Annotated in this window: 11 protein-coding genes; 9 read left to right on the top strand and 2 right to left on the bottom strand. The window is 69.5% G+C overall.

Translation table 11 applies throughout. The annotated features are described in order from the left end of the window. Nucleotides 1-312 (bottom strand): DUF6880 family protein (locus AC1DJ5_RS14480; protein WP_477021048.1); only part of this gene is annotated, 312 nt, incomplete at its 3' end. 140 nt (nucleotides 313-452) lie between these two features. Continuing rightward, nucleotides 453-923, bottom strand: a complete 471-nt coding sequence (locus AC1DJ5_RS14475; protein WP_477021047.1) for a thermonuclease family protein — start codon at nucleotides 921-923, stop codon at nucleotides 453-455. Nucleotides 924-1105: 182 nt separating this feature from the next. On the opposite strand from AC1DJ5_RS14475, the gene AC1DJ5_RS14470 reads away from it, so the two are divergent. The 9 genes from AC1DJ5_RS14470 (at nucleotide 1106) to AC1DJ5_RS14430 (ending at nucleotide 9997) form a co-directional block, all read left to right on the top strand. Continuing rightward, the gene (locus tag AC1DJ5_RS14470) at nucleotides 1106-1771 is read left to right on the top strand and encodes a JAB domain-containing protein (RefSeq protein WP_477021046.1); all 666 of its coding nucleotides are present in this window, start codon (nucleotides 1106-1108) and stop codon (nucleotides 1769-1771) included. Between the two features lie 7 nt (nucleotides 1772-1778). Next, a complete protein-coding gene (locus AC1DJ5_RS14465; RefSeq protein ID WP_477021045.1) occupies nucleotides 1779-2714 on the top strand; it encodes a toprim domain-containing protein in 936 nt (311 codons plus the stop codon). Nucleotides 2715-2741: 27 nt separating this feature from the next. Continuing rightward, nucleotides 2742-4982, top strand: coding sequence for a ParB/RepB/Spo0J family partition protein (locus AC1DJ5_RS14460; protein ID WP_477021044.1), 2241 nt, complete (start codon nucleotides 2742-2744; stop codon nucleotides 4980-4982). Nucleotides 4983-5105: 123 nt separating this feature from the next. Beyond that, nucleotides 5106-5456, top strand: coding sequence for a single-stranded DNA-binding protein (locus tag AC1DJ5_RS14455; protein WP_477021043.1), 351 nt, complete (start codon nucleotides 5106-5108; stop codon nucleotides 5454-5456). Between the two features lie 33 nt (nucleotides 5457-5489). Continuing rightward, on the top strand, nucleotides 5490-5909 hold the full coding sequence (locus tag AC1DJ5_RS14450) for a single-stranded DNA-binding protein (RefSeq protein WP_477021042.1): 420 nt from the start codon (nucleotides 5490-5492) through the stop codon (nucleotides 5907-5909). Nucleotides 5910-6066: 157 nt separating this feature from the next. After that, entirely contained in the window at nucleotides 6067-6522 is a 456-nt protein-coding gene (locus tag AC1DJ5_RS14445) for a GcrA family cell cycle regulator (RefSeq protein WP_477021041.1), read from the top strand. A gap of 311 nt (nucleotides 6523-6833) precedes the next feature. After that, nucleotides 6834-7781 (top strand): DUF2493 domain-containing protein, encoded by a 948-nt coding sequence (locus tag AC1DJ5_RS14440; protein WP_477021049.1) that lies wholly within the window; start codon nucleotides 6834-6836, stop codon nucleotides 7779-7781. Between the two features lie 323 nt (nucleotides 7782-8104). Further along, nucleotides 8105-9346 carry a DUF3363 domain-containing protein gene (locus tag AC1DJ5_RS14435; protein ID WP_477021040.1) on the top strand — a complete coding sequence of 414 codons (1242 nt, stop codon included), beginning with the start codon at nucleotides 8105-8107 and terminating at the stop codon, nucleotides 9344-9346. A 357-nt stretch (nucleotides 9347-9703) separates the two neighbouring features. Beyond that, nucleotides 9704-9997, top strand: coding sequence for a hypothetical protein (locus AC1DJ5_RS14430; protein WP_477021039.1), 294 nt, complete (start codon nucleotides 9704-9706; stop codon nucleotides 9995-9997). Nucleotides 9998-10246 lie beyond the last annotated feature (249 nt).

Here is a 10246-nt window from a genome sequence, read left to right as displayed (position 1 = left end):
CGCCTCGGCCGGGGCTGCCGGCGCCAGGCGCTCGACGATCATTTTCCGGTGGGCTTCGAGGTCCTCGATCAACTCGCCCCGCTTGCGCCAGGAGATGCGGGTGCGGGCCGCCGCGAGCGCCGACAGTCGCTTGTCGATCTCCAGGGCCAGCAGTTCATGACCCGCCTCTGCGGCGAGTTCCAGGCGGAGCCGACGCTTCAGGTTGGCGTTCCCCGCGCCGGCCTCGATCAGCAGATCCGCCAGGCGCGGGGCGCCGAGGTGGACCAGACTGGCTGCGGAAAGCCGGGTCGAAATCCGTGATTGTCGCGCCATGACGCCCTGCGATGGAGGCGACGGATCGCCCGGTACGCCGCCTATAACACGCAGGCGCTTGAGGCGCTTCGGTCTGCGGCCCCTTGGGCATGGCCCCAGGTCGCCACGCGAAGACGATCCGGTTCACGCCGTCGTAAATATCAGCGCCCGCATAGTGGCTTTTTCCGATCAAACGTCTCCCAGACCAGGGTCGTGCCGCTCGCCACCATGGCGCAATTGATCTCTTCGCCCGACGGCGCCCAGCAGATAGCGGTGACGCGGTTGTAGCTTCGGCCGGTCTGTTCGCAACGAAGGGTCTTGCCGGCGGCAAGCCGGTTCAGCTCGGCTGTAGCGGAAGCGGCGCTGGCTGTCGGGCAGGGGTGGCCCGGCGAACAGGTTTCGTCGGTCTCCCGCGCCGCGACGGCGTGGAGCCTGACCCTTGTGCCGTCCTTGCATCGTAGGGTGTCGCCGTCGTTCACAAAGGCCACATCGCACAGGAAACCGGTCTCGGTCGGCGAAGATGTAAGGGCGTCTTCAGCGGCTGCGGGAGGCGGCGAGGTGCGACTATCGGCGTCAGCCTCGGGCCAGTTCAGGGCGGCGATGAAGGCGACGGCCATGATGGTCGCCGTCATGGAGAGAAGGCGACTGTTGCGCCGCACCTGCCAGCGGGAGCCGGTTGAACGGGATGGTTTCGAGCTCATCGAGACAGGCTAGGGCCAATGGGTGAACGGGCCGTGCACCGGCCAACCCGATGAAAGGAAAAGGAAGGGCGGCTGGGAGCGCTCCGATCGGGAGCGGCAGACAGGAGGACGTCATGTCGTCCCGACCCGCGTCGACCATCCGTGAACTTGGCCCTGCACCAGCCTCGACCGTCGGCGACAGCGACCTTGACCTGCTGGCGGCTATCCTTGCGCGAAGCCGGTCGCCTGCCGCCTGCCGGGCCGTCGCCGCCGACCTGATCGCGGCCTTCGGCGGCCTGGCCGGCGTCGCCGCGGCCGATGAAGCCGCCCTGCTTCGTGCCGGCCTCGCGACGGCCGCGGTCGCCGACCTGGGGCAGGTCCGGGCCCTGGCTGTGGCCATGGCGAGGGCCGAGGCCCTGCGCCGACCGGTCCTGTCGTCCTGGACCGCCCTGACGTCCTATCTCCGCGCAGATCTGGCGCATGCGCCTCGAGAGCAATTTCGCGTCCTCTACCTCGACCGTCGCAACATCCTGATGAGGGAAGAATGGCGCGCGGACGGGACGGTCGACCATGCCCCGGTCTATCCCCGTGAAGTGGTCCGCAGGGCGCTGGAGCTCTCCGCCAGCGCCCTGATCCTGGTGCACAGCCACCCGTCGGGCGATCCCGGTCCGTCGCAGGCGGACATCGAGATGACGCGCCAGGTCGTGGACGCGGCCCGGCTGTTCAACCTGCAGGTCCATGACCATGTGATCGTCGGCCGTGAAGGCACGGCGAGCTTTCGAGCCCTGGGCCTGATGTGAGCCGGCCATGACACTGCACCCCATCGTGGCCGCCCTGGGCGGCGACCTTTATCAGGGCGGGCGTCGCGCCAATGTCCCGGCGCCCGGCCACAGCCAGGCCGACCGGTCGGTGTCCCTGCTGCTGGAGGGGGACCGACTGGTGATCCATGGGTTCGGCGCCGCGGACTGGCGATCGGTTCGCGACCATCTACTGACCCTGGGCCTGATCGACGCCGACGGCCGGCTGGCCGGCGGAGGCCCGTCTCTGGCGGCGCCCTCGACCGCGCGTCCCGTTCCCGGGGTCCGGATCGAGGCTGCTCGCCGCCTCTGGGCGGCGACGATCCCGATCATCGACGGCGACCTGTGTGCGCACCATCTCCGGCGGCGCGGAATCGAGACGCCGCCCGCCCGCCTGGGCGACCTCCGTCGCCATCCGGGCGCGCCGGTGTCGGTCTTTCGCGACGGGGGGCCGACCTGTCCGGCTCTGGTCGCCGCCGTCCGGGCCCCGGACGGACGGTTGAGCGCCGTCGAACTCACCTACCTTGACCCGGACGGCCGGCGCGCACGCCGGTTGAGGCTGGCGCGCAAGACGGTCGGCCTCGTGCCGGCCGGCGCGGCGGTGCGTCTGGCGCCGCCCGGTCCGGTCCTGGTGGTCGGGGAAGGGGTGATGACGACCCTGTCGGCTTCGGCGCGCTTCGGCCTGCCGGGGTGGGCGCTCCTGTCGGCGGGCAATCTCGCCCGCTGGTCGGCCCCGGCGACGGTGCGCAAGGTGGTCATCGCGGCCGATCGCGGACCGGCGGGTGAAGAGGCCGCCGCCCGCCTCCGGCGCCGGCTTCAGTCGCAGGGCGTCGAGGCCTGCATTCGCCTGCCGCCCGAGACTTTCGGCGACTGGAACGACGCCGAGGCGGCGCTCCGAAAAGGCGGGGAGGAAGGGCGGGGCGGGGCGCCGGTGCGACGGGGATAGGCTCCATCGACCGGCGGGAGAAGATCCATGTCCCGTCACGCCCAGACCCGTACCCGCCGCCTCGAGGCTCGTCCCGATGTCGCCCAGGCGCAATCCACACCGCAGACGAGCCCGGTCCCGACGCGCAGCCAACGCACCGTCCGTCTCGGCGATCTCGACATCGGGCCCGAGAACCTTCGCTACGGCCAGGCCGCCGACGATGAAATTCCGCAACTCGCCGACACGATCGCCGCCGCCGGCCTGCTGCAGTTCCCGACCGTCCGGCCCGGGCGCCGCCGTGAGGCGGCCTTCATGGTCCTGGACGGCCGTCGCCGGCTGCTGGCCTTGCGTCTGCTCCGCGACGCCGGCGTCGTGGGCGACGATCATCCGGTCGAGGTCTTCGTCGAGACCGACCGGGCCCGCCAGGCGGCTGCGACCGTCCTGACCAATATGGCCGTGCCCGTCCATGTCGCCGACGTCGTGGTCGCCATCGGCCGGATGCTCAAGGCCCGGCTCACGGTCTCCGCGATCGCCCGGGCGCTCGGATATTGCGAAGTGGATATCCGGCGGCTGGCGGCGCTTTCGGCCCTTCCGGCCGTCGCGCTCGAGGCGCTGAAGACCGGTCGGCTCACCCTGCGCCAGGCCAAACTCCTGGCCCGGCTCAAGGACGCCGACGAACAGGCCGATCTGGCCCAGGGCGCGCTCGACGGCCACGGCCTGCCCGAATGGCGGATCACGGAGCGTCTCGACGCCGAACGGACCACGACGCGCGACCCTCGTTGCGGCCTGGTGACGCCCGCCCTCTATGCGGCGGCGGGCGGCCGGACCGAGACCGACCTGTTCGGAGAGCGGCCGCCGGTCCTGCTCGATCCCGACCGGCTTACCCAGGCCTGGATGCAACGGATGGGAGAGGTCGCAGCGCTTCTGGAAGGCGAAGGCCTGACCGTCCATCTCGGCGCGGGTCCGTCCCCGGACCTGGCCGAAGATCTGGAACGGCTTGGCTACGCCTACGGCGCGCTTTCGGAGGCTTCGGCGACCCTCTACCGCGAGGCCCGTGAGCGCGCCCATGCGGCCGCCGACGCCGTGGAAGCGGAAGGGGTCGGGGACGATGTCGTCGCCGGCCTGGAGCCCCTGATCCGCGCACGCATCGCCCAAGACCAGGCCGGAGCGGGCGAGCGTGTCGCGACCGTCGTGGTGCTGCGGCCCTCGCTTCGGACCGGGGTGGAGGTCGAATGCTACGGACCGGCCGAGGTGGAGCCCGACGACGAGGCCGGCTTCGAGGGAAGCTTGAAGGCGGGGGATGAGGCGGCACCGCAGATCTGGAGGCGGTCGGAGCCCGCCTATGCGCCGCCACACGCCGAAGCGCCGGAGCCGGAGACCGAAGGGGTGACCCACGCTCTCCATGCGGTGCGTACCGACGTCGCGACGCGGGGGCTGATCCGCGCCCTGGCCGACGCGCCCGATGTCGCCCTGACCGCCCTGACGGCGCGCCTCTTCGGCGTCCTGGCGGTCCGCCCCTCGATAGCCCGTTCGGAATCCGCCCTGACCGTGACCGCCTCCGCCTTCAGCCCGACCGGCGGCCGGGTGATCGAGGCCCTGGACGGGGCGGTGCGCGAGCGTTTGGACGATCGACGCCGCGCCTGGGCGGCGTCCGGCCAGACCCTGGTCGCATGGGTGCACGGCCTGGCGGCCGATGACCGGCTCGGCCTGCTCGCTGAACTGACGGCCCTCAGTCTGGATCTACGTGAGGAGAGGACGAGCCTAGTCCGGGGATCGGCCCGGTCCGAGGCCGCCGAACTGGCCGCCCTGTGCGAGGCGGATGTCACGCGCGTTTGGACGCCGGACGCGCCCTTCCTCCAGTCGCACTCCAGGGCCCAGCTGCTGGGCATGCTCGCGGCCATGGGCGCGTCGTCGGAGGAGGACGGGCGGCTGAAGAAGACCGAACTGGTCGCCTGGACGGCCGATCAGGCCGCTGAACGGAACTGGGCGCCGGCCTGCCTGTCCTGGACGGCGCCGCCGGAAGACGACGCCGCGACCGACGACGCCGAAGCCTCGGGTGAGGCGGACGGGGCGAAGGCTGAACCTCCATCGGAGGGAGGCGGCGTCGAGGCGTCGGCCGGCGACGAGGCCGGCGACGAGTCCGGCGTCGAGGCCGGCCTCGAGGCCTGCGGCGGGGCCGGGGACGCATCCGGACGCGATGACGATCCGGACTGCGCCGCCCCCGATGGGACCGGTGTCTTCCTGGTGACGCCGGCCGGAGAAGCCGTCCTGCGTATCCAGGCCGCCTGACGGGCCGGGCCGGTCCCGTCGCGCGGCGGGACCGGTTCGGGAGGGGAGGGAAGGGAGGATCGGGGGCGAGGCGGAACAGGGAGAACGGCTCCCTGGACGCTTCGGATCAACAGGAGACTGAAGATGCAGACCATGGTGTTCACCGGCCGGCTGGCGGCCGACCCCCAGATCAGTCCGGACTTCGCCAAGGCGGTGTTCCGGCTGCTCGAGAAGCGCGGCGTGGACCTTGCGGGCAAGGACCGCATCGTCGGCGTCAACTGTGTCAGCTGGTCCAGGGGACTGAACGAGAAGGTCATCGCCCGGGGGCTCGCCCAGGGCTGTGAAGCCCTCGTCGTCGGCGCCTTCATCGACACCGCCTATACGGCCCGCGACGGCACGGAGCGCGCCGCCAAGGAACTGGTGGTGAACCGGCTGACGGTCCTCGACTGGGCCGAGGATCGCCAGGCCGCCGTTCCCGAACAGGCGGCGGCCTGATCCCCTCAATCAATCATTTCAAGGAGACTGACCATGCAGACCCTGACGCTTGAAGGCTATCTCACCGCCGCCCCCTCCATCCTCGCGGCCAAGGAGTCCGGCAGGAAGCGCGCGAGTTTTCGCGTGCTGGAGACGACCCGGTTTCGTCGATCGGACGGCACGCCGGGCGAGCGCACGACCGGCTTCAACTGCATCTGCTTCAATGAGGCGACGACCGAGAACTATATCGCGCCCTTCGCTCGGAAAGGCAGCCGGGTGGTGATTCAGGGCCATGTCGAAAACGACAGCTGGACCGGCAAGGACGGCGTCGAACACTACGACCTCCGCCTGGTCGTGGACGACATCCGGCTGAAGAACCGTCGCGAAAGCTCTCCCGACGGTGACCAGACCGCCGATGCCGCCATCCAGGAGACCGCGGGTGCTCATGATCTGAACGACGACATCCCGTTCTGATCCTGAACCGACCCCTTCAGCCTCACGTCCTGGCCCGGCGCCTCTGCGCCGGGCCATTGTCGTGTCGGCCCAGGGAGGGCCCAGGGAGGGCGGAGGGAGGACGGAGGAAGGGCGGTCGGGGGCGAGCCGATCGGGCTCGCTGACCATGAGTTTCGTCATGACCGCCTCCATCTGGACCGAAGACAGGATTTCACGCCTGGCCGACCTCTGGCGCCAGGGTTGGACCGCATCCCAGATCGCCCGCGACCTGGGGCGCGAGGTCTCGCGCTGCGCCGTTCTCGGCAAGCTCCACCGACTGGGCCTGGGTCGCGGGCCTCAGGTGGGGGCCTTGTCCGTCGTCCGGTCGCGAGCCCGCGCCCATCGACCGAAGGTGACCTTGCGTGCGCCTCGCTTTGATCCGCGGCCTGAAACGCCCGCGACCGCCACCGCCACAGTCCTCACAGTCGGACGGGGGGAATGCCGATGGCCCTACGGCCATCCGGGAGAAGCCGGGTTCGGCCTGTGCGGCCGGACGGTCGCGCGCGGCGCCTTCTGCGCGGCGCACGCCGCCGTCGGCTATCAGCCTCGATCCTGTTCGGTCGAAACTCTGCTGAGGTCGGTCGCCATCGACTGACGGAAATCCCGGACGCGAGTGCAGGCGACGACGGCGGGCCGTCGTCGCGGACGGGGGGGCGGCTGTTCTCCATCGTCCCAATCGGCGCGACGGCGCCGAAAGGCGTCCTCGTCCCAGGAGGGACGAGGACATGCCCCCACACAACGCCCTCCGATCCTGTCACGTCACCCCGGCCGTCAACGGCTTCGCCGTTTCCCTCCACGGCCCGCGAGAGGCGGTCCGCTCCGGTGACCGCCGGGGGCCCCGACGTGGCCAGGAGCGGGGTCGTTGCGCATGGGGCGCTGCGACATTTCAGAACAGGAAATGATCCGATGCACAGCTCGAACCCCGCCTTCACCTCTCCCTTCGCCCAGAAGTCCGACTCCGCCTTCGACGACCTGACCGCCACGCTCGGCGATATGCGCCCGCATCCGACCGAAGAGGCCCTGGTCCAGCTCGGGCGCGCCCTCATGACTGAACTTCTGGACCTGATCTCCGACTCGGCGCTTGAGGACTTCCAGACCCTCCTGGGAGAAGCCCTGATCGGCGCCTTCCATTCGGCGGCGGGACGGATCGAGCGGGATGCGGACCGGGCGCGCGATGCGATGCGCCGGCTGGATCGCGACTTCGACGGCTCCGAGGCGGCGGACGTCGAACTCCAGGAGGCGACGGCCCGTGGCCGGGCCGGCGACGCTGCGACCAGGGCGGCCGAAATGATCCGGGACGCCGCGGCCGAGACCTGGACGGTCGCTACCGGCGAGGTCTGGACCGCCTGGCGCGGAAGCCGGCGCGGCACGCATCTGACCGCCGCCCAGCTGGAGGCCAAGCAGGCGATCCGGGCGATCCGCAGCCGTCGAGCGGGAGAGGCCGATCCGGGCGGACCGGTGATAGCCTTCCGGGGCGCGCCGACGGCAGACAGCCGCGACGATGCGGCGAGGATCTTCGACGCCCTCAACTGGGCCCTGGCGGAGTGGCCGGACATGGCGCTCGCGACCACGGGGGCTAAGGGCGCCGAGAAGCTGGCGATCCAGTGGTCGAAGCAGAAGGGGGTGAAGCTGATCCTCGCCCGGGCGGATTTCGACGCCCACGGCAAGGCGGCTCCCTTCAGGGCGAACGATGACCTGATCGCGCTCGAGCCGACCTGCTGCCTCACCCTGGCCCGGTCCCTGGACGAAGCGAGGGCGGCGGACGGGCGTCCGTTCGGGCCGGCGCTCAACCTCGGGCAGAAGGCGATGGAACAGGGTGTACGGCATCTCGCGGTCCGGTCCCGACCACACTGAGAGACATCGACGTCATGGCGTTGACCCGCTCGGCTTCGGCCGGGCGGGTTTTGTCATGCCGTCCGGAGGGCTGTGGCGAGCGGCGGGCCCCTCGGAGCTCCATGTGGGGGCGCATTTGACGGGGTTTGATCGGATGCGGTCGGTGGTGAAAGCGATGTCCGGAAATCTGGGAAAAGGGGGTTAGGGCAAGATAAAAGGAGGAGATTTGTCGGTCCTGTTTCGCCTATTCTTTCGATGAGTTAGCCGATGAACGTCGGGCGATTGATGACTTGCGGAGAGTTGTCGGGTTCGAGCGGTTCGGCGGCCTTTTCAGGAGGCGCGACATGCTCATCCGCGAGGCGATCGAGACCCGGCTGTCCATTGGCGCCGTACGGGATGCGGAGGGTGTCCAGGTGCGCCTTCCCCTGTCCCTGAAGGCCGACCGTGTCCCGGTGCGAACGGGGATGTTCCAGCGGCTGACGGCCTCGCGGCAGTTCGCCCTGGGTGATCGTTCGGGCGTGCTCAGGGCGGCGCAGGGGCGGTCAGGTCGAGCCTTCCGAATGGACGTCCGCCAACGTGTAATCGTGAAGGCCCTGGTGTCGAGACATGTCGGAAAGGGCGCGGTGCGGGCGGGGGCGCTGGCGGCGCACCTCGCCTATCTCGGCCGGTCGGGCGCGGGCGTCGACGGCGCTCGCCCGGACTTCTTTGACCGCACGAACGACGACGTGGAGGCGTCTCTCGAGACACGGGGCTGGAGCGGGGACCGCCATCATTTCCGCTTCATCGTCTCGCCCGAGCACGGCGACCGGATCGCCGATCTGAAGGGGTATGTTCGGGAGGTGATGGCGCGCGTCTCGGCGGACCTTGGCGAGCCGGATCTGCGCTGGGTCGCGACCTGCCACTACGACACCGGCCAGCCGCACGCCCATGTCCTGGTGCGGGGGCGGCGAGGGGACGGACGCGACCTCGTCATTCCGCGCAACTACATGGGCTACGGCTTCCGGGCCCGGGCGCAGGAGGTCGCTCAGGAGCGCCGGGGCGACCTGTCGCGGGTCGAGGCCGAGCGACGCGTGTGGAGGGAGACTGAAGCGGATCGTTTCACCGGGTTCGACCGACGCCTGCTGGCGGCGGCGGATGCGGGCGGGACGGTTGACGACGGGGTGGGCGCCAACGACGCCTGGGCGGCGCTGACCCGCGGGCGGCTCCGGCATCTGGAGGGTCTGGGTCTCGCCGTGCGGACGGGGCGGCGATACCGGCTCCATTCGGAGATGGAGATGAAGCTTCGGACGCTTCAGGCTCGCCGGGACATCATCAGGACGATGAACCAGCGTCGGCTGGCGGGGGCTCGGGAGGTGCTGCTTCTGGGGCGTGAGAAGGTGAAGGGCGTGGTGGTGAAGACGGGGTTCCATGATGAGGCGGGGGCGGCGCCATTCGTGGTGGTGCGGGACACCCACGGGGTTGAGCATTATGGACGGTTGAAGGTCGGGGCCCGGTCATTAGCGGTTGGGGAGGCGGCGATACTGACGCCGGGCCCGCAGGGTCTGGCAATGGCGGTCGCCGTGAAGGGGCGGCATCTGGAATTGTGAAGGCGTGGCTGAAACCAGCGGATTTCGACCGGTTCTGACTCAAAGCGGCGCTTGACGGCGTCCGCTTTCGGGTAGGTGCTCATCATTCGCCAGTCGCCAGTCGCCAGTCGCCTATGTTTCGCGTGACCCCGTGATCGAGCGAGCGGTAATTCTGACACCGCGGCGCGGCTCGGATTTCCAACTTGCGGGTCATTTCGAGTCCGGCGGGGAGTAGTGATTTCAATGACTTAGGATGAGAGAACTTTTCGACGCGGCGCACACCGTCTCAAGCGCTCTCACGCTGACGCAGTCGAGTCCGTCGCCACGAGACGCCTTTCACCGACGCCGCGGCCGCTCCAAATTCAGAAAGACATACGTATGAAAACCAAGATCGGACATGGCGCCTCTCCTCCGATGGAGCCCTTCTATATGCCGTCACCGGCACTGTTGAAGTTGATCAGCGACATCGCCCACGCGCCTGCGTTGGACTGTCGCCTGTGGGCCGGCGTCACGCTGGCGATCGAGATGGACAGCCTGCATCCTGCATTGAACGCGGCGGAGCACGTGCTCGCCATCGTGGGCGCTGCGCTCGCTGGCAGCGTGGCGGCCGTCAACTCGGACGCGACGTTCGGTGGGGGGGCGACTGCGCCGAACTCGTTCTGTCGATCGTAGCGGTCGATGACGTCAACGCACGCCGGGTCGCGCTTGAGGCGCTCATCGTGACCACGCCGCTCTTCAAACCTTTCAGCCGGGCGACTTTTTCAACGGTATCCGCCATGTGTGGACGGCTCTCCGTTGGCAAGGATTGATTTGACGTTCTGCTGAGCCTGGTCGGTGCGGCCATGTGTTCGACCTGTTGGTGCGGTACGCATGACCGCTGGCCATAATGCCTTCCGCGAAGATGGGTCCTGACCAACAGCA

Source organism: Brevundimonas sp. 01N35, assembly GCF_056399785.1.
This window is presented reverse-complemented; position numbering and strand designations above follow the sequence as displayed.

What these genes read in the sequence shown, in the direction of transcription:
- AC1DJ5_RS14445 (WP_477021041.1), top strand. Translation starts at nt 6,067, where the DNA reads ATGACCGCCTCCATCTGGACCGAAGACAGGATTTCACGCCTGGCCGAC.
- AC1DJ5_RS14455 (WP_477021043.1), top strand. Translation starts at nt 5,106, where the DNA reads ATGCAGACCATGGTGTTCACCGGCCGGCTGGCGGCCGACCCCCAGATC.
- AC1DJ5_RS14430 (WP_477021039.1), top strand. Translation starts at nt 9,704, where the DNA reads ATGAAAACCAAGATCGGACATGGCGCCTCTCCTCCGATGGAGCCCTTC.
- AC1DJ5_RS14435 (WP_477021040.1), top strand. Translation starts at nt 8,105, where the DNA reads ATGCTCATCCGCGAGGCGATCGAGACCCGGCTGTCCATTGGCGCCGTA.
- AC1DJ5_RS14470 (WP_477021046.1), top strand. Translation starts at nt 1,106, where the DNA reads ATGTCGTCCCGACCCGCGTCGACCATCCGTGAACTTGGCCCTGCACCA.
- AC1DJ5_RS14465 (WP_477021045.1), top strand. Translation starts at nt 1,779, where the DNA reads ATGACACTGCACCCCATCGTGGCCGCCCTGGGCGGCGACCTTTATCAG.
- AC1DJ5_RS14450 (WP_477021042.1), top strand. Translation starts at nt 5,490, where the DNA reads ATGCAGACCCTGACGCTTGAAGGCTATCTCACCGCCGCCCCCTCCATC.
- AC1DJ5_RS14475 (WP_477021047.1), bottom strand. Translation starts at nt 923, where the DNA reads ATGACGGCGACCATCATGGCCGTCGCCTTCATCGCCGCCCTGAACTGG.
- AC1DJ5_RS14460 (WP_477021044.1), top strand. Translation starts at nt 2,742, where the DNA reads ATGTCCCGTCACGCCCAGACCCGTACCCGCCGCCTCGAGGCTCGTCCC.
- AC1DJ5_RS14440 (WP_477021049.1), top strand. Translation starts at nt 6,834, where the DNA reads ATGCACAGCTCGAACCCCGCCTTCACCTCTCCCTTCGCCCAGAAGTCC.